We start from the raw sequence: 23,602 nt of genomic DNA on the forward strand, positions 1-23,602 counted from the left end.
CCTGCTGATGAACTTTCCTGCGCTGATTCATGCTTGGCCGTTTTCATCTCCTCCACCAAACATCCCCATAACGTCCATCAGGCTTCCGCTTTCCGCGCCGAGCAGCCTCTCGACGTTGCAAACAAAGGCCAGAACTCGCTGCCCTCGCTCCTCGTCCGTCATCGTTACCAGATCTTCATCAAAAACGGTATTCGCGTAGATCACTACCATTTCCATGCATTCATACGGGAACGGCGTGCTGAACAGCCCCTGCTCGATGCCTTCGCGGATGATGTCCGTCAGGATCGGCGGAACACCGTTAATAATGACCTTATGTATCTTTTGATGCATGAGCGCATTCTGAGGCTTGTGAATATGCTCCATGATTTCCTTGCTGCTCTCTCCATCGCCGCTTATGTTCAGCGACATCACAACGCGGATGATGCGCTCGATTACCGGTATGCTCTTGTCCAAGGCAATGGCCTGTGCCCGATCCAACAATCGGACGGTATACCGGTCAATCAGCGCATCCATGATATCCTCCTTCGACTTGAAGTGATGATACAAAGTTCCGCGCGCAATGCCGACCTTTTCGAGAATATCGTTGGTACTTGTGCCGTCAAAGCCCTTCTGACCGAAAAGCGTATCCGCTGCGTCAAGGATTTCATTCTTGCGTTCCTCCGCTTTTTTTACGATTCGCATGCTTCCCCCTCCTTTACTAGACCGACTGTCTGTCTGTAATATCATATCATGCCGCTATCCGTTGTCAAGGCCGTTGTTATCTGAAAAAATAAAAAGCGACCCATCCCGTATTAAGTGAACTGTGACCCAGTTTGTGGACAGTTTGAAATAAACCGCCTAGAGCTTAGCTAGCAAGCAGATGACCTCTGAATTCATCGGGGGTCATCTTTTTTAATGTCCACTGGTATCGTTCTGAGTTGTAGTAGCTTATGTACTCCTTCACTCGCACTCTCACTTCATCAATAGTTTGGCAATCGCTAAAATCAACGTCGTCTTTCAAGTGACCGAAGAATGATTCCATGGGAGCGTTGTCCCAGCAATTGCCTTTGCGCGACATCGACTGCTTAAATCCTGCCTCAGCCATAAGAAGACGAGTTTTAGGATGCGTGTAGTGCATCCCTTGGTCGGAGTGCAGGATCGCTTCTGGATGAATGTTTCCATCTAATCGCTCTAAAAGACCCTGTATTGTCCGCTCGACAATCGGAAGCTCGAGTGTTGCTGCCACGCTGTCGGCAAGGATCTGCCTGGTCGCCCCGTCCTTCACACAGGAAAGGTATGCCCAGCGTCCGCTTCCATAGCGCAAATAAGTGATGTCAGTGAGAAACACTTTCTCAGGTTCACCTTGGTCAAACTTTCTCTTCAGCAGGTTCGGGCATGTCTTGTGCTCTTGAGTTGCCTTAGCCATCTTGCGGTAGGGGTTCGCCTGACGGATTACGGCCACCAAACCTGCCTTTCCCATAAGTCGGCGAATCTTCTTGTGGTTCATGACAACGCCGCTTATCTGTTCCAGCCGCATCTTAATCACAAGCGCACCTGCTTTGCCGCAAAGCGCGTCAAAGTGCTGCTTGATGAGAAGGATGTCCTGCTCGTCCGCAGCCGCACGAAGTTCACGATCTTCTTCCGCTCCCAGCCACCTGTAATAGCCGCTTGGACTTACTTCCACGAGTTCGCACAGATAGCGTGTCATTCGTTTCAGGGCATATGCCCGAATGGTGCGATTTATGATCTCATAGCGCTCAGAGGGCGTCAGCGTTTCTTCTTCTGCCGCTCGAGCGCTTCGAGCTTTTTTAGCATGTCCACTTGAGCTTCAAGCAGTTTGATCTGGGCCCTAGCCCGTTTCAATTCTTCTTCTGCTGACAACTGACCGGCTGGCTTGCGCCCTGTACTGCTCTTACCGCGCCGCTCTGTAGCCAATCCTTCCTCACCGTACAGCTCGAAGGTTTCACGCCACCGTTTTAAGCTGTCTTTGGGCTTCTTATGACCAATAATGTCCAGGTCGAAGCCGGCACGAATAAAGATTTCTGAAGGTGTCTGCCCCTGCTTGTAGGCTTTCAGCGCCTCCAGCTTGAATGCAGGTGTGTATGTAATGGCCGCCTCGGTCACATGATGTACGTTTGGATTCTCCTCAAGCTTCCTCATTTGCTCCTCGGTAAAGAGTACCCGTTTCAACTTCCCCATTTCGTATCACTCCTCGTCACATACCTTGATTAAAACACAAATGACCCACAAGAAGTCACTTTTTTCAAAGTGTCCATCTTATGGGTCACAGTTCATAAGGGATGAGCCGTTTTTTTATTTGTGCTCCTGCTTTTTTTGCAAAATTGCTTATCTTACTGTCTTATGACGAGGATGTCTTGAGGCGGTCTGGCAGTTCTTTGAATTTGGGTTATTTCTGCGTCCGTAAGGTTGCGTCCTACCACAATGAACGAAGATGTCACGTTGTTGAAATTAAAGTTTTCCAAGTTCGCTACATTTTGGCTTCCTCTGAACACACGGAACGATCCCTGAAAGTTAATTCCCGAGAACAATACAAGCGTTACTTCAGAACGCTGCACCACATTCCGAAGCCGAAAACTCGAAAGAACGTTGTTAAACCGAAATGCTCCGAGGTCACGAACCGCAACGCCTCCTCGTCTGAAGAGAATCTGACGAACGGAGAAATTAGTACCTGACCAAAGCGCAAGACGCACATCACGATTTGCAATCTATATCACTCCTTAGCTGGGAATGATATAGTATATTACCAGAGTCATAGAATGGTAAAAGACAGAAACCACCGTTTAATCGTTTGTTTTTCGGATGTACCCGCGATCCAGTTTTTGATATCAACCAGAGTCCTTAGCTATTCTCTGATACATACTCTTCCCTCAACAGACCATAATGCGCAAGGTCTTCATATTCACCCCATTTTTTTACATGTTGTCTTAACAATCCTTCATGCTTCATTCCCAGCTTTAACATGACTTTGCCTGATGCAGGATTGTTCCCCAGATGACGTGCAAAAATGCGGTTTAATCGCATTTCTTCAAACGCATATTGTACGATTCCTTTTGCCGCTTCCGTACAATAGCCGTGATTCTTGTATTTTCTCCCTATCCAATATCCAAGCTCACCGTGATCAAAATTTCGATTGCAGCCTATACTGATTGCGCCAATTACGTAATTTTCTTCTTTATGTACAATAGCTAGCTCAAGGGATCGATCTTCATTGAAGTTAGCAAAATGGGACTCTATCCATTGTTCTGCCATCCCATCCTCGTACGGGTGCGGAATATATAACGTTGTTTCTGCAATATACTTATCGCCTGCCAGTTCCTGTACAACTCTTGCATCTTCTAAACTGAACGGCCGTAAAATCAACCTTTCTAATTGGATCGTCGGTAGTTTCTTCATCCATATCTCCCTCCTTCTTTCGGCAATCGAATCGTAAACGTTGTCCCTTGCGAAGGCTTGCTCTCCACTGTGATGGTGCCGTCATGAGCTTGAATCAGCTTGTAAACGATCGCCATTCCCAGTCCGGTGCCCTCAGAGGCAGCATCCGTCGTGGTCCCGCGATAATATTGCTGGAACAGATGCGCTACCGTATCGGCCGGCATGCCTATGCCATTGTCCGTAATGCGGATAGCGGCAAACTCTCCTGCGTCCGTGATCCGGACGAAAATCTCCGTAAACTCCGGATTATGAATGATCGAGTTCATCATGATATTTTGCAGGATGCGCTGCATGTATTTCGCATCAAAATCCACGTGCATGGCAGACGAATCCGTTTGAAAATGCAAAAGGTAGTTGCTTGCCTGCGGATTATTGCTGATATCGGCTACCACCCTTTTGGTGAACTCGACGATATCCTGATTCGCCTTCTGTAACGGCAGCGCGCCATCAGCCCGGTTGAGCTGCGTAACGAGGCTTAAATCCTGAATCAATTCCTCCATATGCTTCCCTTTATCGTCCATTTCCCGGATGAAAGAGATCGCCTCTTCCTTCGACCATTCGTATTGTTCATTCAATAAGAGAGCCGAATACCCCTTAATATAGGTTAGAGGTGTTTTCAAATCATGGGATATCCCCGCGATCCATTCCTGTTTGGCCTGTTCGATTTGGGTTCTTTCCGCCTCGTTCGCTTGCAGGACGCTGCCCAAGGACTGAAGATGCTGGAGCACCTCCTGATAGAGGCGGTACCGCATGCGCAGTTTCCCTTTTCGGGTAACGATTTTGGACAAATCGGCCGGTTGCTTGTAATCATCTTTCGAAAGCTGTTGAATCCAAGTCATTATGAATCCGATCGGGCCGCCAAAATACCATCCGAACAGGGCTATACATAGCAGCGTGCTGACTCCGAAGATCGCTCCTACGATAAGCCCTTCGTTATCCTCGCTGAAATGGATACCTAGCATGGGAAGAACACCTTCAAGCAGAATAACAAGAAGAATCCCCGTCCCAAGAATCCACAGAATGAGCCCTGACGCCAAATGTACCGTGAACCGAGTTTTTATTCGCATGCCAGTGCCTCGTTCGGAGGGATGAATTTATAACCGATTCCCCTTAAATTCACGATAATTGCGGGTTTGCGGGTATCATCGCCTATCTTTTTGCGCAGCTTGGAGATATGGATCGTGACCGTTTTTTCTTCCCCGAACACGTCATTCCCCCATACCAGCTCATAAAGCTGAGCCGTCGTGAAGATATGATTCGGATGCTTGAAGAAGAAATGCAGCAGCTCCAGCTCCTTGGCCGTGCAATCTACAGGTTGGCCCTTCACGATTAACGTTGCCGATTCCGGATGATATGAGAGGTGCCCGTAATCGTATGATGTGTTTTGTTGAAGTGCGTTCTCCATGATCCTTTGCCTGCGAAGAATCGCCTTGATTCGGGCAATGACCTCCAATGGATTAAATGGCTTTGTAATATAATCGTCCCCGCCGATGCCTAGCCCCGTTAACTTGTCGAAGTCGGTAGAGCGGGCGCTGATGAAAATGATCGGCGCATTCGTATGTTTCCGGATCTCCGTGCAGAGTTCAAAGCCGCTTAGATCCGGGAGCATAATATCAAGCAGGATCATGTCATATGATTTTTCTTTGACGCGCTGCAGTGCGCCTTTTCCGGATGAGACCGTGTCAATATGCGTAAAGTTTTCTTTTCGGAGCGTAATCTCCAATAACTTCAAAATACCAATCTCGTCATCGACGGCCAATATGGTTGCAGATTCCATTTGCTATTCTTCCCTCGTTTCAAACTAATCCAGAACATGTAATTCTATCTTACCTTATTTCATCGTTTACGAGCTTACACTATGTCAAATGTTACGAGTTTTTTCCGCTCCGTTTACTTTATTTTTACTTTCGTTCCTTAAACTAAATGTAGCACATCAATCAGAGAGCGGGAGGAAATCAGAGTGGAAACCATGATTCAAATCCATCAAGTAAGCAAGGTATACAAGGGTACAGAAACCATTACGAACGTCAATATGAACGTTAACAGAGGGGAAATTTACGGGTTTTTGGGTCCGAACGGTGCCGGGAAAACCACCATCATGAAAATGATCTTAAACCTGGTCAAACCGTCTTCCGGTGAAATCCGAGTATTCGATCAACCGGTTCTCCCCACATCGGTTCAATACCTAAAGAGAATAGGCAGCATTATTGAATATCCCGTGTTTTACGACCGGCTTACGGCCGAAGCCAACTTGGATCTACATTGCAGATACGTCGGATATCACAATAAGTCTGCGATTAAGGAAGCGCTGGAGATCGTAGGCCTTCACGGAGTCGGGAAGAAGAAAATCCATGAATTCTCTCTAGGAATGAAGCAGCGGTTAGGGATTGCACGGGCCATTGTGACGAAACCGGACATCCTCATTCTGGATGAACCGATCAACGGGCTGGATCCAATCGGAATTAAGGATATTCGGGAGCTCCTGCTCCATTTCAAAGCGAACTACGGAACAACCATTCTCATATCGAGCCATATCGTGTCGGAAATCGAATCGGTTGCCGATACGATCGGCATTATTCATCAGGGGCAATTATTAACGGAAGTAAAGATGGCGGACATCCGGGGACAGCATGCCGGGTCGTTAGAGGCGTATTTCATCAATCTCGTTCATGGAGGCAAACGCTATGCTTAAATTGATACAGCTGGAATGGCAGAAGAATAACCTGTCCGGATATTTCAAGGGATTAGCCATTTGCATTGCGGCTATTTTCGCCGCCGTTACGCTGATGGCGCTGGGTTCCAAAGGGGAACACGAGCCCATGAGTTATGCAGATTTCATATCGTTATCAGGTGTTTTGATTCGAATCACCTATATCATATTCTCAAGCGTTATTCTGTCCCGTTTAGTGATTGACGAATACAAGAGCAGCATGATCCAGGTGTTGTTCACCTACCCGCTGCAGCGAAAAAAAATTATTCAAGCCAAGTTATCGATTGTGTTTGGGTTCTGTTTTTTCAGCATCATCATAACAACGTTCCTGATCCATCTGTTTACGTACTTCTTGAATCCGATGATCGGTTTATTTGACGCGTCTATTCCTGTCGCTGCCATGATGGCCGCTGTTCCGGCCACGGTGCTAAACGCCTTTATGATGGCCGGCATCAGCCTCATTCCGTTATCGTTCGGCATGAGAAAAAAATCGGCGCCTTCCACGATTACTTCGGCTGTCATTATTGGATTCTTGATTAACGCATCGGTGTCCGACGGGGGAAGCTCGTCCAGCTTGTTCCAATTCATCGCCATCCCGATTGTTCTCTGCCTGCTTGGCCTGATCCTTGGCTATCTTGCTTTTTACAAAGTGGATCGAACCGATGTAGCTTAAGATTAATGCAATATGAACGGAGGAACAGCATTGTCTTGGTAGCCGTCAGCGGGTTGGCGATGGCCTGTCAAGGCATAGGGGAACAAACATTTAATCATAAAGCTTCCTTTGAAGCCAGCCTTATCGAAGAAATTGAAATCCATAAGGAAACCAAAACGGACTATTGCCGGCAAGCCCTAGCCAGGGGAAAGCCCTTGGAGCCGCACGGCAATAGCTGTTTTTCCTTTAGGATGTAACGTTCTCCCTAGACCTAAGGTGTTAAAAGTCCAGCGTTAAGGATGCGAAGACGTCTTCGAGTAGACTTCCAATGCCCGTATGACAACTTCTTCATGGATCCCGCTCATCGTATGTATTCGTGCTGCCCATTCCCCGATATCCTTCAGCCGAGGCTCCGTTTTTCTGCCTTCCTTGGAACTTAGGTAGCTTTCGTAATGATCGAATTCCCAATGAAGAACCTCCTGATCCGTAAAAATCCTCTTTTCTACAAGCGGACCGCTGAACAGGCGCTGCGTTTTTTGCCCGGCGATGATCAATGCTTCATCGGATACAGGCGTCAAGTCGAATGCTTGGCTGCTTTCCTTTCCGTTTGGCCTTCCGTAGGTTATCAAGAGACGATTAGCTCGGGTGTTCAGTTTAATGCGTGAACCTGGAAAGAAACCGTCGACAAATTCTTCCGTATACGCTTCATGACCCGGTTCCAACAAAATGGGCTCAATCCATTGATCTCCAAGATCGCAGAAATATTTATTACCCTCTTCGTTGACGGCGACCACGGCGACATGCAAATGCTCCGTCAGAACTCCATAACAGGGGCGTTTGTTCTGTCTGAATTCATCGATTAACCAAATCGCCAAATCAAAACAATTGCCCGACGTTCCATACAATGCGCGATGCTCTTTCATGACATCCGTTGTTCGTTGTTTGCATTCCGGGTCTATTAAGCTGTGCCAGGCTTTCGTTAAGGTTTCCATCGGAAAATCGTTGAACTTCCTCCATACCTGCATGATATCTTCAGTCGCTCGCATATTCCTTCCTCCCTTTACGGCTTCTGTCATCTATGATACATGTTCGGGCATCCTTCCTATTCTTTCGGATAATAAATTTCCGTTACGCCATTCGGCTGCAAGGTGTCGTTAAAGGTTTCAAATCTTGCCTTGGCAGCATTGACGCCATATTTGCTCCGATGATCGGTTTCGCAGAAATACTGCCAGAATGAACAAATATGTTTCTCCTCGAACCGGAAAACCTCGTATTCCTCTTCCGGAAGATTCAAGGATACCATGCCCTCCGGGATCTCCCCGATACGACTTACCATCAAAGCTACCGTCATCTTCGAGCCGTCATCATGGATTACCATGTACGTATTCGGATCGGCAGTTTGATGCTGTATTTCGTCTCTTCTGGATCTAAGGGTTGAAAACAAGCGCTGTTCGTCCTCATAGGATTGCGGAAGCTCATTCTGAACGCCGATTAACCATCGATTGCCTAAGCGTTCTCTTCGAACCGACCACAGATCTTCCATATGGACTTGGCTAATCTCCGTCATTTCGTATCCCCTTTCAATTTTTATTAACTGTGCATTACAGTTTCCGGATCTTTCGCATGAAGCGGCACAACCCAAATCAGCACCTGCTCTCCCTTACTACACACCATTATATTCCAAAATCCGCATGACCCCAACATGAAAAATGGCCCACTTATAATCGGGGAGAACAGGCCGCTGCACCACCACTCCTAACGAATGTAAAAAAGGCCTTGACCGGTATAAACACCGGACAAGACCCTTTAACTAAGCAATTTGTAAACTTATTGGTTGATTTGGCCGCCATCCACGGTATAAATGGATTGCGTTACATAGGACGCATCATCGGACAGCAAGAAAACAGCTACGTTGGCTACCTCTTCCGCTTCCCCGTATCGTCCGAGCGGAACGGCGGCGCCGAATGCTTTTCTTGCACCTTCGGCATCCTCAGGCACCGTATTTTTCTCGATTTGGCGCATCATGCGGGTATTGATCACTCCAGGCGCTACGGCATTCACTCTCACGCCGAACGGAGCAGCTTCTAATGCAACCACCTTCGTCATGCCGATCACCGCATGCTTGGAGCTATTGTATCCGACAAATCCGGGCGAACCGATAAGGCCTGCGCCGGAGGAGGTATTCACGATGCTGCCGTAACCTTGCTTTTTCATGACAGGAACCACGTATTTCAGTCCAAGGAAAGCACCCTTGACGTTGACATTGAAGACCATTTCAAAGGTTTCGGTCGGATAGTCCTCTACATTGGCCGTGATCCCTTCGATCCCCGCATTATTGAAAAAGCCGTCGATTTTACCAAACTTCTCGACCGTTGCATCCACATACGCTTTGACTTCCTCTTCTTTGGCGACATTGGCCAGCAGCGCAATTGCTCTGGAATCGTCCAGGCCCAAATCGGAAATCACTTGTTGGACGGCTTCCAGGTTCAAATCGACCAGCCCAAGCTTGGCCCCCTGTTCCGCCAGTTTTTTGGCGGCTGCCGTTCCGATCCCGCCTGCTGCGCCAGTAATCACGATCACTTTTCCATCAAATTTGCTCATGGTGTATGCCTCCTAGTAAGATGTCATGGTTCTCTGTATGTCTAAAGTTCACCCATTATTGGGCTGTATATCCGCCGTCAACCGTCAAGGTATTCCCCGTCATGAACGAGGAGTCATCCGAAGCCATGAACAGAACAGCCTTTGCCATTTCATCGGCTTGTCCCAAACGCTTCATCGGAGTGGCCGCTGCCAGCGCTTGCTTGCTCTCCTCCGGAATGATCGGTGTGTCGATAAAGCCCGGGCACAGCGCATTGATCCGAATATTGTGCTCGGCATACTCCAGTGCCAGGGAACGCGTCAAGTTAATGACTCCTCCTTTAGCGGCGTTATAAGCCGCGGAACCGGGCGAGCCGACCCAACCGTACATGGATGCGGTATTAACGATCGTGCCTCCGCCTGCTTTTAACATTTCACGGATAGCTTCCCGGGCGACCAGGAATACGCCGTCCAAGTCCACGTTTACGGTGTTTCGCCACTCGGAGTACTCTAGATCATGCGAAGAATGAACGCGCCCGATTCCAGCGTTGTTAAATACAACATCCACTTTGCCAAAAGCTTCCGTCGCGTGCTTAAAGATATGGGCTACTTCTTCCTCGCTGGTAATATTCGCTTTAACGAACAACGCCTCGTGATGAAGCGCCTTCAATTCGGCTTCAAACGCCTTGCCTTTGTCCTCATTGAGATCGACAAGCACCACTTTGGCTCCTTCTTCAACGAAAAGACGCGCGGTCGCCGCACCGATGCCGGATGCACCACCGGTAATTACAGCAACCTTGTTTTGTAATTTTCCCATCTTGGATACCCCCGTATAATGGATTAAAATAGTACTATATTGATTACAATTAAATTAAGATATTAAATTTAGTACTATTTTGCTTACAATTCAATTGTACTATTCTGTTCACATTTAACAATCATTAACCTGTGATGAAGTGTCGATCTAGTCAACACTTGGAACCAAACTGTCTTTTTTGGGGGCGCTCTTTTCGTGAATCATGAACAAATCGTGACATCGGCACGAAGAAATCGGACGAAAGAACATTTGAAATCCGCCTTTATTCAACTTGTAAAAGAGAAGGGTTATCATGCTGTAACGGTGAAAGACATCGTGGATAAGGCTGCTTATAACCGCAGCACCTTCTACGTCCATTACCAGGACAAAATCGAATTAGCCGACGATGTGCTGGCTTCCAAACTCCAGGGCTTGGAAGAATCGGTGGGCAAGCCCTACATACCGGGACACAAAGTGTATACGGCTAACCTCAACGCCCCGTCCTTTAATATCGTGGCCTACATCTACGAGCACCGCGATTTTTTTGAGCTGATCAAATACGAGGATACCTTGCCGGGATTGCATACGGAATTTCCTCAAACGATCGTAAAAATCTATCAGGAACGATTTATATTCGAAACGATTAACCAGATCCCGGTGAACATGGACTACTTCAAGCGGTACACCGCCTACGGCTTTCATGGGTTGATTCTGAACTGGATTCGAAACGATTTCAGGGAATCGCAGGAGGATTTCATAAAAGAGGTCATTGATCTAACGAGGACGCATATTTACTCGGTGGAGTATGTGAACAAAGCGGACGAAACCTAAATAGGCTGCCTCTAGGGCAGCCTATTTCTAATTTGTTATTTGCTGGCGGAGAGAATGAATTTCTCCAGAGCTGCCGTGTCGGTAATGCTGTGATTGCAGCCTTGGCTCTCCAGACAAACATAATGGCTTATGGCAGACAGATTATCCGCCGAAGCACCGGACGGCTTGGTCTTGACCGAGAACAAGGCGAGCTCTTGATGCCGATTGCAGAAGAGGCAGTACCCTTTCTTGTTGGTCGGGGTGATTCTCCCCTCGATCCCGATGAAGCGTCCTTCGAACGGATATACGATAAATAACCTGTTGCTGGCAATATCGACCCAGCCCAAATAGGTTACGTATCGAAAATCGATCGAGGTCAGATCCGGTAATTTCAATTTCTTATTTTTAGGAAATAACTTCTGAATCTGTTTTGGCGTAATCGTCGGAAAAGACTCCAGGTAAGGTTCCAAGTCGTTCAGATATCGCTCGAAATCCTCGGCCTTCTCGAATGTGGAGACTTGGCCCAGCATCCGCTTCTGATCCTCGGTCAGCGATGGAAAGGCATCCATGATGTTGGCAACAGAACTGAACCTGACGGTTTCCAGAACGCGTCGATCCGCAACGGTTCGCAGCGTCTTCAGAAGGAATTCCGATTGTTTTTTAATCACGTTAAACTGGTGGTTTCTAATAAATGTCGTACTCATAGCTTTCAGCCCCTTATTCTTATTCAAAGTTCAATAAGGTGCAAAGCCTGTTATTAGAAACGATAAAGTTAAGTTTGGGCGATCGAATTCATCCTATCGCACCCCACGCAAAGTATCGCCCCAGATCAGGCTTTGCATGAGGAATTCCTAGCTAATGAGCAATTCAGCATTGCCATCGGTGTAACCCCCAATCCCATTTCATACGCAAAATTATATCAGCAAGTTATGGAAGGCGCAATTAGCTGCTGCATCTATTTAATGGTGTCATACAAGTCTACTTCGATATGATTGACATCCCCATGTCCCCATTCATCTGAAATCTCCAGATGCCAGGATCTTAGCAATCTTTCATGTTTATTTTCTTTTATCCAGTTGTGAAGCTCGTCATATGTATTTCTAATTTCATAATTAGGTCCCTTATGTCGTTGGACTGCATATTTTTGTTTCGGAACTACTACAGATACCATACCTTCTGGAACTTCCCTTATGTCATTCACTTCAACACATACCCAGTAACCATCCTCCTCTTCCGTTACATCCTCAACGAAGAATGCCCCAATCAATCTTGCTGGTTGTACAACCCCAGATATCTCATTCAGCCTTTCCTTAAGTACGACAGAAGCCTTTGGAATCTCATGGACATACTGGTCGCCAGGGCATACTACTCTTATTCCTACTAAATTCATTCCATTGAGTTCGACAATCTTCATTTTTGGCATACGCCCCCTTCGGTAAATTTATTTTTTGAATATTGGTTTAGTTAGACTCGAAATCCCTAAAATCAACTCGCCAATCCGTCACGAACGCCGGGTAGTATGCCACTCGGTAAGCCACTCTTTGGGAGGCGATATTGCTAGAGATCACATCATAAGTCGGCACGCGTCCGCGATGTAATACCTCAAACGTTAAACGGTTTACAAGATAAGACGCCAATCCCATTTGGCGAAAGCCAGGGAGTACCTCGATTCCGATTTGCCACATCGCGGCACACACGTTACAAGCCCCTGCCATGCCAACAATCCTGCCATTGTGCTTGGCGATTACGGCCAATACCGTCTGATAAGGACGCCCCGGGTCGGTTACAATGGCATCCTCCAATCCCTCAAGCCCCATAAGCCTTGAAATCTCATTCTCCTCCACCACTTCATACGAAAACCCGGCCGGTGGCGGCATCGGCTGGATTCTCTCTAGATCCGGGAGAAAATGCAAATAAAGCCCCCTAATAAACGGCAGCGAAAAAATCGTATCCCTGTCTTTCCCTTGCATAAACGTTTTGGCAATCGCCAGCCGTTCCGGCGTAGCCGACACCACAATCGATTTGCCCATCGACAACATTTCGAAATAACGTTCGTTTCTCGGATACGGTCTCCGCCCTGGATTCTCTCTGGCGTCTACATAAATCACGCGGTCTTTTTCCCCGTTTAAGTCATCCACCGTACAATTCAGATCAATCGCCAGCTGGGTCTGCACGATATGTATCATTTCTTTATGCGTCATCATAGTTATATGTCCTTTCTTAGGGAGAAGCTAACCCAGTTTATTCATTATAGCTTTTAAAAACGCTCACGCCGGATATAACGCATACTAAGAATAGTAATCCTAATCTTAACCAATCCATCAGAAGCCAGAAGTCTCCGCCATTCACAATGTCTGGGCTCAAACCGTATTCATCCACAAAAATACCCATATTCCAAAATAATTTCATCGAAATAAGCAGCGACAGGAAACTCAAGGAAAATACAAGCATGGGAGATTATCCTTCTACTCACTTTCCATTCCCCTCCTTTGCCCCGAATACCACTTTCTAAGCTGATTAATATGGGCCTGATGATAACGGTTATGGTCGGCCATATGCCACAAGCCCCAGCGAAGGGTGGCTTGCTTTTCATTCTCGTGTCCAAATGTGACGATGTGTTCAAGATCCGCATCCGTTAACTGCGAACATGCATCTTTCAGCAAACTGAATACAACTTCATATTTAGATAGGAGCGTGTCCAAAGAGATCCCTCTGACCATCGGCAGCTTGTTATGTTCATCGATCATCGGGCCGTATTCGTCCTTTAACGACGGGGGGAGCGCCTCTCCTTTGATCCGATAAACCCAATTCAGATCGACGTACGTGATATGTTTTATTAATTGAGCGGCGCTATTATAATGACCACCAGGTCCCTTATAATCAACTTCCTCTTGCGACATGCCCTCGGATACGGACTTTAGCCTCTCACTGTTCTCTCTGACAGCGCCATATAACATGCCCACGATCGTTGACATATTCCCTTCACCTTGCAAATCATATAGCATCCAAACACAACCTTTCTTGTAAAAATAAGCAGCATTCCGAAACCCTCACGATTCTAGAACTCGACATAGATCGGATGTGCCGCCGGGTTTAAACACATTTCAATTCGCGCCCGAAAGTTCATAAAGTTAACCATCTGCAGTGCTTCTTCGATTGGAAAAAAACCAGTCTCCAAACTCTCTTCGGTTATGATCGGAACTCCTCCAACGGGCTTGGCCAGAAACAATGTATTGCATATACTGTCTTTCACATTATGGAAGATACCGCAAAACTGCATGATTTCTATATCGATCCCCGATTCTTCCTTTGTTTCCCTAATCGCAGCTTGTGCGGGAGATTCTCCGATCTCCACGACGCCCCCAGGCATCTCCCATCCTCGCTGCGGTCCTTTAATGAGCAAAATCTCGTCCTTTTCATTGATTACGATGGCAGCGGCAGAAACAAAATGCTTGGCTGGATTCATTTATTTACTCATCGCTCCTTATATTTTGAGTTTTTGCATTCTTTGTTTTAGACGTATCGATTTATTCAAGTGCAGAAATATATGTCTTGTCGCCGGCATGAGTACTAATCCCGCAATGGTTTTATTTCCCCAGTATTCAAGCAACCACGATGCTTCTTTCTTAACCGCATGCTGGACTTGAAGTTCATGAATTCTTCCTTCTTCAACTTTCTGCTTAAAATCACCTGGCACTAAACGGGATATTACATCCCGAGTGTTTCGCCCTACCTCCATCCGATACGCTAACAATGAATCAATATCAATAGTTGAACTTAGGTCAGCTATTTCAGCTTCTGTCATTTCATTACCGGAATGAACATAATCAATGTGAAGTTTCTTGTTCCATTGGCCTGCATGCAATACTTGAATATCGTTATTTACGAGTACGTTCATAGTCATGTCTTCAATTCGTGTGATGTGCCACACATGCCATATGATAGAGTTCTTTGTATCAGGAGCTGTGACAGGATATTGGCGAAATGTTTCCTCTAGGAGATTTTTAACTAATTCGTCCTCAAGCGTAGCTATTGGTGAATGGCTCATTCTTGATGAATGTAACAAGCGATGCTGCTGTAAGAATAAATCAACTGCTGTCTGATGTTTAGCCGGATCCAGAATCATACCGGTTAACTTTTTATGATTTTCATTCCACTGTTTTCTTTGGCTCAAATCCACAGAGAACCATCCTTTACTAGCCGCTCCCTGACACCCATAGTCACGGCTTAATTAAACGCGAAATAATCCGGTCATGCTTTTTCCGCTGTGCTCTTTTCTTTCAATTTCACCTCTAACGCCGAATCACTATCGTTCTCAAAATAACAGTTGAACAAGCAATAAATTCCAGTTACTATATATTCATCATTTCTAAGGTGGGAAACTTAAATGATGAAGAAAACTATTGTTGTTTGTTCTGTATTATTGTTGGCTCTGAATGTTACTTCTGTTAATGCAGCTGCAAAAGCGAAGTCCTATAAAAACTGTACAGAGCTAAGAAAGGATTATAAAGGCGGAGTTGCCCAATCATCCTCTGCAAAAAACAAAGGTGGTAAAACCAAACACAAGCCTCATGTTTCCAAAGAACTGTATAATGCGAATAAGAAACTTGATCGAGATAAAGATTTAATCGCTTGTGAAAAATAAGTCGTTTATTGATAAACCTTTTATCGAAAGCCAGCCTTAGGTCTTTCTCAAACTAAGGTCGGCTCTTTGTTTCGTCTGCTTGCTTTCCATCAGCGCAGACACCTTGTTATAGGATGTCAGAATCCTAAACGATTTAAAAATCGCTGGCTGCCGATGCACCGCTCTTTCTTATTCACTTTCGTCGGTTTCGCTCCAAATGGCGTCTGCGCCATAACCTAAATACTCACGCACCTCTAGAACCTCACTGCCCCGTATCACAATTTCCAGGCCATTTTCAGAATCCCACTCTGCTCCTCCACCCAGGATGGCTCCGAAAGCATGATCGTTTCGATCATAAGGATTTCGATAAAGATCAACTTGCTCTACGGACATAAACTCCAAAATATCCGCTCCATACACCTCACCTAACCCGGGAGGATAATCAGCCGTATCGCTGGACATTTTGAGGTCTTTCCACTCGCATGCTTTCTTGCATATTCCATGTACGGTTTCAGCCGGCAGCTGATTCAGCACGTCTTGTATGTAAATTTCCGCTTCCTTCGCACTCATGTCCTCCGTGCTGAAACGATATTCGACATTACATTGGAACAACGCAAGATACCCAAACCCCGACATGCCGCTATCATCTGAAGGATCCTCAACTCCAACGTTTTTCAACTGAAATCTTTCGGTCACTCTATCCCCTCCTGAATCATCCTTCTATTTTGATTTTTATATAATGTAAAATACATCAAACGATCCTTTAAATCAGGCTCTTTAGTGAATCCCATCTTCTCTAATAACCTTTGTGATTGAACGTTTTCAATTTCCGTTGTCGCTTCGATACAATCAAGTTTCATCAAATTAAACCCTATCGGAATCAGTTCATGCAAAGCCTCTTGCATGAATCCTTTCCCCCAGTTCTTCTTCGTCCTTTATCCAACAATGAAACCCACATGTTCCAATGAGTTCGTTCTTGTCTTTTCCGAACAGCCCGTACCTGCAGCCCGAATCATGGATATGAAACGTAATAATGTCCACTGCTTCATGTATGTCTTTACATGCTTCGATATCCATAAATTTTGTGACTTCGGGGTAAGAAAAGTGCATGTATATGGATTCAGCATCATCAAGTGTTAATTCTCGCATGAACAGTCTATTGGTTTCAATCATCGGAAATTCTACCATTCGTAATCGCCCTTTGCTTTAAATTAAACCTCATTGAACTTCTCCTAGTTCTTCTATTCTCGACTGCACGGCAAAAAACCTTTTGTCACGGACGTTTTCAGTCACCAATACAGCGCCCGACAAATGAAGGATTCACTACAGAACGAACAGAGGGAAAGATATGATCGCTCAGGTATGCGGTGAACGAAGGAAAGTTGACTTTTATCCATAACCATACTACGATGTGTAGTATGGGGTGAGATAGGAATGAAGATTAAGAAAATGAATATCGAAGGCGAGGGCCTGAATCGATTTTTTGGACCACTGGAGTCAAGAATTATGGATATTCTCTGGTCTTCGGAGGCACTGAGTATCAAGGAAGTGCAGTCGATCCTGAATCAGGAGAGCCCGATCTCGATCAATACGGTGATGACCGTCATGAATCGTCTTCTGGATAAAGGCCTGCTGACAAAGGCAATGACGGGAACCGGCCGGACACGGGCAGCCAAGTTCAGTCCGCTGCAGTCAAGGGAGCAATTTCTCACCGAACAGACGAAAGAAGTGTCGCAGGGACTCATTCAAGAGTATGGGAGCTTGGTCGTGAACCACATGATCGATGCGCTGGATGATGTCGATCCCGAGGTGATCGCAAAGCTGGAGCGTAAATTAAACGATATCAAACGCGGGAAAAAGCAATGAATCCTACCATACGGCTAAGATGTGCCTACGCGCTGATGATCGCATTCGTAGCTGTTGTCATGGTACATATGGGAATGCTCATTACATACCAGATTCGAAACGGAGTGGTTCAAGGCCCCGTACTGAATTACGCCTTAATCGACATTGTCATTGCGTATACCCTTGGTCAGATCATTTGGCGAAGTACCCGGCAGTTGGTTTTATCGCACAAATGGTTAAGGCACTTCCGTGCCAGCAGGCACGACAAATTAACCAAGCGGCTCAACTACAAATACCGCGACTGGGGCACGGAAATCATCGTGGTACAGGACGATGCCTTTGTGGCTCTGACGATGGGGCTTCTGCGACCGAAAATTGTCGTTTCCACTACCGTTTTAGCGATGTTTACTGACAAGGAAATAAAGGCCATTTTACTGCATGAACGATATCACTGCCGCAATTACGATGGATTAAAAATGTTTTTTTCGGCCTTGCTGGCAGACGCCTTTGGATATTTGCCGATCGTTAAACCGATTCTTCGCTACTATCAGACGTGGCAAGAGCTGTTTGCTGACCGCTACGCCATCCGGCAGATGGGTACGGAGCAGTATTTAGGCAGCGTCTTATTACAATTAGCGAAACTCGGTAAGCTTCAGCGATATGAGACAGCCGTGCATTTTGCGAATACGACATTGGAGTATCGGGTCATGCAGGTTCTTGAGCCTGATCGAGGCGTGAATGTTCCGTTAGCCCTGCTGAAGCCTTTTCTGAGATCCTGTTCCATTTTGCTGCTCCTCATGTTGGGCGGGGATTCATAATCCCTTTTTTTTGAATGATTACACTACGATGTGTAGTTCAATCGCATTGCGTTTAGACGGAAGAATTTATCAAATAGGAGATGAACATATGCACAATGAACTCATTCATATCGGACCTCTGACCATTTACGGCTATGGATTGATGATTGCAATCGGTATCCTGATAGCTTACAAGGTTGTTGCTTATAGAGCAGCTTCTAGACAAGTAGAACTATCCCATGTTTCCTCTCTGACTTTTTGGAGCTTATTAGGCGGGTTGGTCGGCGCTAAGCTTTTGTTTTGGATCACTCAAATGAACCATATCATCCAGGATCCCTCGATGGTTCTGAATTTTTCGGAAGGATTCGTGGTGTACGGTGGAATTATTGGGGGGATTGGGGTCGGTTATGCCTATTGCAAGAAGAAAAAGATAAACTTTCTAAAATACCTTGACCTTTTTGTGCCCTCCCTTGCATTAGCGCAAGGCTTTGGAAGAATCGGCTGCCTTCTCGCCGGTTGCTGCTATGGTGAAGAAACGGAGGGGTGGTTTGGGATAACGTTTCACGATTCCGAGCTTGCCCCGAATGATGTCAAACTCATTCCTACGCAAATATTAGAGAGTGTATTCAGCTTTTCTATTTTTTTCTTGCTGATCTATATCGCTAGAAGAAAAAGACCTAACGGCCTAATAGCAGGTCTTTATCTCATACTTTATAGTTTAGGTAGATTTATTATCGAATTTTTCAGAGGCGATATCATCCGAGGCCAGTTCGGTGCTCTCGCTACTTCGCAGTGGATCGCATTAGCCGTTGTTTTGATCACGTGCATCGTATTCTTAACCCGGACTCAAAAAAAGATGACGACATAGGATACAGATCATGATATTGGTATCCACTAGTACCCGACTTAATTGCATTGTGCTTTCTGACTGAGGCATAGAGAACTCGAAACAGGACGGGGCCCGGCCTTTATCAATGAAAGCCGAGCCCCGAGGGTACCTTCTGTTCGCTAGCCGAAACTGAATCCCCTGTTCACCTCATGTGTGCATTCTTCGTTCATGCTCGACATTAGCATCAAGCATACTGCTGAGGAACGGCTTCTGCTAATCGGATCGCTTATTCCTCTTATGGCTGACCTAATGATTGCGCCGTAAACCGGTAAAATGCCATGGCATCCTCCACGGTGCTAAAACCAGCTTGGGCAATCTTATCGCTGCCCCCGCCTTTTCCTCGATAATCGGCCAGATGCTGTTTGAAAAAAGCACCGAAAGCAGGTCCGCTCTCCCCTCCTTGGGCGAGAACCACCTTATGGTCCGAGTTGGACGCAAAAAGCACGATAACCTCGGCTTGTTCGGTAAGCTTGGCTGCCAAGTTCTGCATATCCTTCATCGGCTTGTCCGCAAAAACATGTTTGACCAGTCTGCCTTGGCGCTCAGCCAACAGCTTCCCGACCAGGTAAGCGTCATTCTCGGCCTTCACTGCGTTTAGTTCAGCTTGGAGCTGCTTCTGCTCCTGATCCCATTTGGCAATCCGGTCCAGAATCTCTTCCTTTGCCGTATTGAACCTGGCTGACAGGCTTCCGAGGATCTCCATTCCGGCATTAAATTCTTTCAACGCCCGATACCCGCACTTAAAATAAAGGCGCATATGTCCCTTCTGTTTCTCTGCTCTCAGCAGCTTGATCATGCCGATCTCACCCGTTGCCGAGACATGGGTGCCGCCGCATGCGTTATATTCGATACCTTCGATTTCAACGATCCGAATATCGTCGGTTACCTTCGGCTGCTTCACCAGCGGCAGGCCGGCCGCCTGCTCCCGGCTCACAACATAATTCGTTACCTGTCGATTAAGGTAAATCTGGTCGTTGACTTCCAGCTCCAGCATCATCAGCTGATGCTGAGGCAGATCCGATCGGGCGATATCGATGGTGGCATAATCCTGACCCAGGTGGAAGCTGAGCGTCTCCGCCTCGCATACCTGCAGACACATGGCCGACAGCAGGTGCTGACCGCTATGATGCTGCATATGGTCGAACCTTCTGTCCCAATCCAGCCGGCAGGTTACCTCTTCCCTCTCCGGTAAACGTTCAATTTTATGCAGTATCTCTCCGTCCTCCTGAACGACATCAAGAACCGGGATTTTATCGATCCACCCGAGATCACAGGGTTGTCCTCCGCCATGCGGATAAAAGGCCGTCTCTTCCAGTACCAGGTAGGTCCCGTCCTCCCGTTCCAGCTTCTGCGTGATTCGTGTCTCCCACTCCCGGGTATAAGCGGATTCGTAATACAGCTTCTTTGTCATCTTCATGTCCTCACAGTTCCCAAGTTATAAATTCATACTGATATCAGCTTACTATAAAACGGTCCCGCAGCGCCAAATTCCATTCAATAAAAAAAGACCGCCTGCCGGCAATGCCAACAGCACGGTCCTTGAATAAGAGGTTCGGGATTTCATAGATTCCATCCTCTTCCGCAATGTACAAATCATTCCCCATGATGAATCCGGGGCTTGCTGCATGTATTTTATTCTGCGATCATAAAGCTTTCTTCTTCCTCTTTAATAGGCAGATCAGCTACCGTCACCTTCTTTACGGACGCCCGTTTCAATGAACGCATGCAACGGACCAGAAAATCAATTTGTGACGCTTCCCCTTGAAATTCCGCCTCCACACTTCCATCCTGTAAATTTCTCACCCATCCCGTTAAATTCATTCTTCGAGCGATGCAATATATTTCCAAGCGAAATCCTACCTTCTGCACCTTACCGGAAAAAACAACTTTTTTTCTGACGATGTTGCCCGGTGTGCGTTCAGGTAACTTAACCCGGTTGGCATGCCAAATGACATAGTCATTTCTTAATTTCTTAAGTACGCTCATTTCCCCGCAGCCTCCTTATATAAATTGGGATTCCTTCACTTCAACATCGTGTGTAAACAACATAAATCACTGATGCATTAAACCACTACTTAACGCGCCTGAAAATCTCTTTTAAGTAATGCATAGATGACCGTATCAACAAATTGATTCCTCCAATAAAAGTGCTGCTTCAATGTCCCTTCTTCATTTAATCCCATCTTCTCCAGCAACTTTCTTGATGCCGTATTCTCTGGCTCTACGAATGCTTCAATCCGGTTTAATTCAAAATGGTTAAATCCGAACTCCATGATCTTCTGAATCGCCTCCGTCATGTAACCTTGCCGCCAATATTCTGGTGCCAGCTCATATCCAATCTCAGCTTTATAGTGATGTTTCATCCAACCATGATATCCGCATGTTCCAATGACTCTGCTTTCCGACCGTAAAGTGATTCCCCAACGAATGGCCTGATTGTTTTCAAACCTTTGATTCCATCTACGAATCAGTTCTTCTGCTTGTTCAATATGCGTAAAACTCTCCACATCATAAAATTTCGTAACGGTGTCCATAGAGAAATAATGAAAGATGTCTCTAGAATCCTCTGCTTTAATTTGTCTTAATACCAATCTTTCCGTTTCTATTAGGGGGAATTGAGGCATGTTGTTCTCCTTACATGTTTTGGGTCATTTCTCTAAACGTTTCTGTATCTACAAACTTATGTATTCCAATTATTAGTATTTCAATGATATGTGTTCTGGTTTTATATGTTATAATTTTCTAGTACAATAATCGGCTATAAGGGCGGTCGGCTAATCTCCCCGAAGGGAGGTGATGCCCATGGAGGTCAAAGATGCTATCTCCTTAATGTTCATGTTCGGCATGTTCATTTTGGCATTGCTCACCTACATGAAAAAGAAATAGACCGCCCTGGCTAAGGTAACGGTCTATTTCTCGACCTAACTAGTGTGGCCGACTGCTCTTTATGCAGTTATTGTACTCTGGAGTCGTGTTCCCGCACGGCTCCTTACTCATTCTTACCTCAGTATAACTCATTTTATAACGGTTTTATAGGATTTTATTAGTTTATTTTTACAGTAGCGTTTCAAATGTATTGTACGCAGCTATCTCACAAAACGTTGTTATCACGAACTCGAGAACTAATATAATAGCTTCACTGCCGGACGAGGGACGAATGTCTCGAATTAGACAAATTCGTCTTGTTTTTCATACAGAACTTACTCTAATTTAGAAAATTCGTATATATCCCTACCAGTTTGCTTAGAACCTCAACGCTTTCCGAAGCATGATTGGTCTCTAAAGAATGGTTGGCATTAGGAATTTCGATGACCTCTGTGGCCTTGTCTAGTATAACTTGGTTGGCAAGTTCATGATTAAACACTTCATCCTTCGAACCATAAACCACAAGTCCCTTAAACCTGTTGATATAGTGAATGGTGTCTTTAATCGGCGTCAAAAATAGATGTTTTATTGGAATTTCAAGTTTTTCATGAACTTCTCCAGCGACGATTGTGCCTATGCTCTTACTAATAAACACAATCTCTTTATACTTGCTTATGATTCGTTGAACCGATTCGTGGCACTCTTCTATTACTCTTTGCAGATCATGAATATCCAAATCCGTTCTCGCGGCTTGAAATCCATATTCAAGTACCATTAAGTCATAACCACTTTGAATCGCGGAAGTTCCAGCAAAATGTAGAATGGGCTTATCACAGGGATAGTTTTTTCCAGGAAACAGAACAACCAATTTACTATTGTCCTCTTGAAGTTGATAATATTTTTGTCTCATTTCCGTTTTCCAAAACGAGGGCACCGTTAAAATCTCTAATTTCATGGTCTCCATCCTCTCCGGCTTCAGGTGATTTTTCAGCTAACATCTTATCTCCGCACTTCATCAGCACCTCCATATTACGTGTATTCGCGCTCTTCGTAAATACTCCCAGCCATTGGCAGGATATCTCCTACCTCCGAGGACGCTTCTGGCCCATAGGGACCAAATCTTCAAAATCGTTCGATGTACATGTTTCATCCCTTGACAAAGTGGGTAAATGTATAAAACATATTATTGCACCGTTGCAGTTATACGGTCCTACTCAACAAGGACTCGTTGCCTGCAAACGCATTTTGCATATATCCATTTGGGCTGAGAGAAGCAGTGGCGTAGCTGCTTGATTCTCACAGGTATATCAGGATTCATGGATGAAGACACAAATGATCCTTATATACGAATAGGGGCTAAAAGGCTTGGAATACTTCCTTCGGATGGATGTAATAAGGGATTGCACACCGCTTAGAAAGCTAATATGCATATAAAGGTGGAATTTGGGGCATGTAAGTCTATGCCATAACAAAGATTGCCGGCTTAAATTGTTAATACCCGCAGGGTTTCCTCTTGGTTTTCTCCACCCCTTGATGATGCGCTTAATCCTATTCCATTTTGATTTCTTTTAGAGCTAACTTGCTTAGCTTCATTTCTGTATCTAC

The 23,602-nt window shown here is 45.7% G+C and carries 30 protein-coding genes and 1 pseudogene; 8 read left to right on the plus strand and 23 right to left on the minus strand.

Annotated features, from left to right (window positions below):
• Positions 1-27: 27 nt before the first annotated feature.
• The 7 genes from P0X86_RS22800 to P0X86_RS22825 all read right to left on the minus strand — a co-directional run bounded on the left by P0X86_RS22800 (position 28) and on the right by P0X86_RS22825 (position 5,209).
• The gene (locus tag P0X86_RS22800) at positions 28-681 is read right to left on the minus strand and encodes a TetR/AcrR family transcriptional regulator (RefSeq protein WP_096775969.1); all 654 of its coding nucleotides are present in this window, start codon (positions 679-681) and stop codon (positions 28-30) included.
• Between the two features lie 163 nt (positions 682-844).
• Positions 845-1,750: an IS3 family transposase gene (locus P0X86_RS22805; protein WP_331000348.1), complete on the minus strand. Its 906-nt coding sequence runs from the start codon at positions 1,748-1,750 to the stop codon at positions 845-847.
• On the minus strand, positions 1,747-2,178 hold the full coding sequence (locus tag P0X86_RS22810) for an HTH domain-containing protein (RefSeq protein ID WP_235613217.1): 432 nt from the start codon (positions 2,176-2,178) through the stop codon (positions 1,747-1,749). The genes P0X86_RS22805 and P0X86_RS22810 overlap by 4 nt, the downstream gene beginning before the upstream one ends.
• Positions 2,179-2,330: 152 nt before the next feature.
• Entirely contained in the window at positions 2,331-2,705 is a 375-nt protein-coding gene (locus tag P0X86_RS33195; RefSeq protein WP_347177561.1) for a hypothetical protein, read from the minus strand.
• 133 nt (positions 2,706-2,838) lie between these two features.
• Positions 2,839-3,393 (minus strand): GNAT family N-acetyltransferase, encoded by a 555-nt coding sequence (locus tag P0X86_RS22815; RefSeq protein WP_277746535.1) that lies wholly within the window; start codon positions 3,391-3,393, stop codon positions 2,839-2,841.
• Complete coding sequence (locus tag P0X86_RS22820) at positions 3,390-4,499, minus strand: sensor histidine kinase (protein ID WP_096775971.1); 1,110 nt, start codon at positions 4,497-4,499, stop codon at positions 3,390-3,392. The genes P0X86_RS22815 and P0X86_RS22820 overlap by 4 nt, the downstream gene beginning before the upstream one ends.
• Positions 4,490-5,209 (minus strand): response regulator transcription factor, encoded by a 720-nt coding sequence (locus P0X86_RS22825; RefSeq protein WP_277746536.1) that lies wholly within the window; start codon positions 5,207-5,209, stop codon positions 4,490-4,492. Before P0X86_RS22825 ends, P0X86_RS22820 begins: the two co-directional genes overlap by 10 nt.
• A gap of 192 nt (positions 5,210-5,401) precedes the next feature.
• On the opposite strand from P0X86_RS22825, the gene P0X86_RS22830 reads away from it, so the two are divergent.
• Both P0X86_RS22830 and P0X86_RS22835 read left to right on the plus strand, forming a co-directional pair.
• Positions 5,402-6,124: an ABC transporter ATP-binding protein gene (locus P0X86_RS22830; protein WP_277749078.1), complete on the plus strand. Its 723-nt coding sequence runs from the start codon at positions 5,402-5,404 to the stop codon at positions 6,122-6,124.
• Complete coding sequence (locus P0X86_RS22835) at positions 6,117-6,815, plus strand: ABC transporter permease (protein WP_277746537.1); 699 nt, start codon at positions 6,117-6,119, stop codon at positions 6,813-6,815. The genes P0X86_RS22830 and P0X86_RS22835 overlap by 8 nt, the downstream gene beginning before the upstream one ends.
• Before the next feature lie 272 nt (positions 6,816-7,087).
• Here the strand turns inward: P0X86_RS22835 and P0X86_RS22840 are convergent, their stop codons facing one another.
• The 4 genes from P0X86_RS22840 to P0X86_RS22855 all read right to left on the minus strand — a co-directional run bounded on the left by P0X86_RS22840 (position 7,088) and on the right by P0X86_RS22855 (position 10,188).
• Positions 7,088-7,840 (minus strand): hypothetical protein, encoded by a 753-nt coding sequence (locus P0X86_RS22840; protein ID WP_277746538.1) that lies wholly within the window; start codon positions 7,838-7,840, stop codon positions 7,088-7,090.
• 56 nt (positions 7,841-7,896) lie between these two features.
• The gene (locus P0X86_RS22845) at positions 7,897-8,361 is read right to left on the minus strand and encodes a GyrI-like domain-containing protein (RefSeq protein ID WP_213579333.1); all 465 of its coding nucleotides are present in this window, start codon (positions 8,359-8,361) and stop codon (positions 7,897-7,899) included.
• A 260-nt stretch (positions 8,362-8,621) separates the two neighbouring features.
• On the minus strand, positions 8,622-9,395 hold the full coding sequence (locus tag P0X86_RS22850; RefSeq protein ID WP_277746539.1) for an SDR family NAD(P)-dependent oxidoreductase: 774 nt from the start codon (positions 9,393-9,395) through the stop codon (positions 8,622-8,624).
• Between the two features lie 55 nt (positions 9,396-9,450).
• A complete protein-coding gene (locus P0X86_RS22855) occupies positions 9,451-10,188 on the minus strand; it encodes an SDR family NAD(P)-dependent oxidoreductase (RefSeq protein ID WP_277746540.1) in 738 nt (245 codons plus the stop codon).
• A gap of 195 nt (positions 10,189-10,383) precedes the next feature.
• On the opposite strand from P0X86_RS22855, the gene P0X86_RS22860 reads away from it, so the two are divergent.
• Positions 10,384-10,998, plus strand: a complete 615-nt coding sequence (locus P0X86_RS22860; protein WP_277746541.1) for a TetR/AcrR family transcriptional regulator — start codon at positions 10,384-10,386, stop codon at positions 10,996-10,998.
• Between the two features lie 35 nt (positions 10,999-11,033).
• Here P0X86_RS22860 and P0X86_RS22865 read toward each other — a convergent pair whose 3' ends face one another.
• The 6 genes from P0X86_RS22865 to P0X86_RS22890 form a co-directional block, all read right to left on the minus strand.
• On the minus strand, positions 11,034-11,681 hold the full coding sequence (locus tag P0X86_RS22865; RefSeq protein WP_096775980.1) for a FusB/FusC family EF-G-binding protein: 648 nt from the start codon (positions 11,679-11,681) through the stop codon (positions 11,034-11,036).
• A 251-nt stretch (positions 11,682-11,932) separates the two neighbouring features.
• Positions 11,933-12,391, minus strand: a complete 459-nt coding sequence (locus P0X86_RS22870; protein WP_213579336.1) for a GyrI-like domain-containing protein — start codon at positions 12,389-12,391, stop codon at positions 11,933-11,935.
• Positions 12,392-12,437: 46 nt separating this feature from the next.
• Positions 12,438-13,181 (minus strand): GNAT family N-acetyltransferase, encoded by a 744-nt coding sequence (locus P0X86_RS22875; RefSeq protein WP_277746542.1) that lies wholly within the window; start codon positions 13,179-13,181, stop codon positions 12,438-12,440.
• Positions 13,182-13,442: 261 nt separating this feature from the next.
• Positions 13,443-13,982: a DinB family protein gene (locus tag P0X86_RS22880; RefSeq protein WP_277746543.1), complete on the minus strand. Its 540-nt coding sequence runs from the start codon at positions 13,980-13,982 to the stop codon at positions 13,443-13,445.
• Between the two features lie 53 nt (positions 13,983-14,035).
• Entirely contained in the window at positions 14,036-14,443 is a 408-nt protein-coding gene (locus P0X86_RS22885) for an NUDIX hydrolase (RefSeq protein ID WP_096775983.1), read from the minus strand.
• Between the two features lie 18 nt (positions 14,444-14,461).
• The gene (locus tag P0X86_RS22890; protein WP_277746544.1) at positions 14,462-15,157 is read right to left on the minus strand and encodes a DinB family protein; all 696 of its coding nucleotides are present in this window, start codon (positions 15,155-15,157) and stop codon (positions 14,462-14,464) included.
• A 210-nt stretch (positions 15,158-15,367) separates the two neighbouring features.
• Between P0X86_RS22890 and P0X86_RS22895 the strand changes: the two genes are divergently transcribed.
• A complete protein-coding gene (locus P0X86_RS22895; RefSeq protein ID WP_277749079.1) occupies positions 15,368-15,622 on the plus strand; it encodes an excalibur calcium-binding domain-containing protein in 255 nt (84 codons plus the stop codon).
• Positions 15,623-15,790: 168 nt separating this feature from the next.
• Here the strand turns inward: P0X86_RS22895 and P0X86_RS22900 are convergent, their stop codons facing one another.
• Entirely contained in the window at positions 15,791-16,297 is a 507-nt protein-coding gene (locus tag P0X86_RS22900) for a DUF6985 domain-containing protein (RefSeq protein ID WP_277746545.1), read from the minus strand.
• A pseudogene (locus tag P0X86_RS22905) lies at positions 16,294-16,789 on the minus strand (GNAT family N-acetyltransferase). Before P0X86_RS22905 ends, P0X86_RS22900 begins: the two are co-directional and overlap by 4 nt.
• 246 nt (positions 16,790-17,035) lie before the next feature.
• Here P0X86_RS22905 and P0X86_RS22910 point away from each other — a divergent pair.
• From P0X86_RS22910 to P0X86_RS22920, 3 genes are all read left to right on the plus strand, one after another.
• A complete protein-coding gene (locus tag P0X86_RS22910) occupies positions 17,036-17,467 on the plus strand; it encodes a BlaI/MecI/CopY family transcriptional regulator (protein WP_036664254.1) in 432 nt (143 codons plus the stop codon).
• Complete coding sequence (locus P0X86_RS22915; protein WP_277746546.1) at positions 17,464-18,264, plus strand: M56 family metallopeptidase; 801 nt, start codon at positions 17,464-17,466, stop codon at positions 18,262-18,264. The genes P0X86_RS22910 and P0X86_RS22915 overlap by 4 nt, the downstream gene beginning before the upstream one ends.
• An 88-nt stretch (positions 18,265-18,352) precedes the next feature.
• Positions 18,353-19,111: a prolipoprotein diacylglyceryl transferase gene (locus P0X86_RS22920; protein ID WP_277746547.1), complete on the plus strand. Its 759-nt coding sequence runs from the start codon at positions 18,353-18,355 to the stop codon at positions 19,109-19,111.
• A gap of 256 nt (positions 19,112-19,367) precedes the next feature.
• On the opposite strand, the gene P0X86_RS22925 is transcribed toward P0X86_RS22920, so the two are convergent.
• The 3 genes from P0X86_RS22925 to P0X86_RS22935 form a co-directional block, all read right to left on the minus strand.
• Positions 19,368-20,543 carry an alanyl-tRNA editing protein gene (locus P0X86_RS22925; protein WP_277746548.1) on the minus strand — a complete coding sequence of 392 codons (1,176 nt, stop codon included), beginning with the start codon at positions 20,541-20,543 and terminating at the stop codon, positions 19,368-19,370.
• A 221-nt stretch (positions 20,544-20,764) separates the two neighbouring features.
• Positions 20,765-21,118, minus strand: a complete 354-nt coding sequence (locus tag P0X86_RS22930) for an acylphosphatase (protein WP_277746549.1) — start codon at positions 21,116-21,118, stop codon at positions 20,765-20,767.
• Between the two features lie 89 nt (positions 21,119-21,207).
• On the minus strand, positions 21,208-21,756 hold the full coding sequence (locus tag P0X86_RS22935; protein ID WP_277746550.1) for a GNAT family N-acetyltransferase: 549 nt from the start codon (positions 21,754-21,756) through the stop codon (positions 21,208-21,210).
• A 178-nt stretch (positions 21,757-21,934) separates the two neighbouring features.
• Here P0X86_RS22935 and P0X86_RS22940 point away from each other — a divergent pair, with 178 nt between their 5' ends.
• Positions 21,935-22,018, plus strand: coding sequence for a putative holin-like toxin (locus P0X86_RS22940; protein WP_222125850.1), 84 nt, complete (start codon positions 21,935-21,937; stop codon positions 22,016-22,018).
• 319 nt (positions 22,019-22,337) lie between these two features.
• On the opposite strand, the gene P0X86_RS22945 is transcribed toward P0X86_RS22940, so the two are convergent.
• Entirely contained in the window at positions 22,338-22,952 is a 615-nt protein-coding gene (locus tag P0X86_RS22945) for an alpha/beta hydrolase (protein ID WP_277746551.1), read from the minus strand.
• Between the last annotated feature and the right edge of the window lie 650 nt (positions 22,953-23,602).

The organism is Paenibacillus sp. BR1-192, from assembly GCF_029542445.1.
GTDB classification, from domain to species: Bacteria; Bacillota; Bacilli; order Paenibacillales; family Paenibacillaceae; genus Paenibacillus_AQ; species Paenibacillus_AQ lautus_A.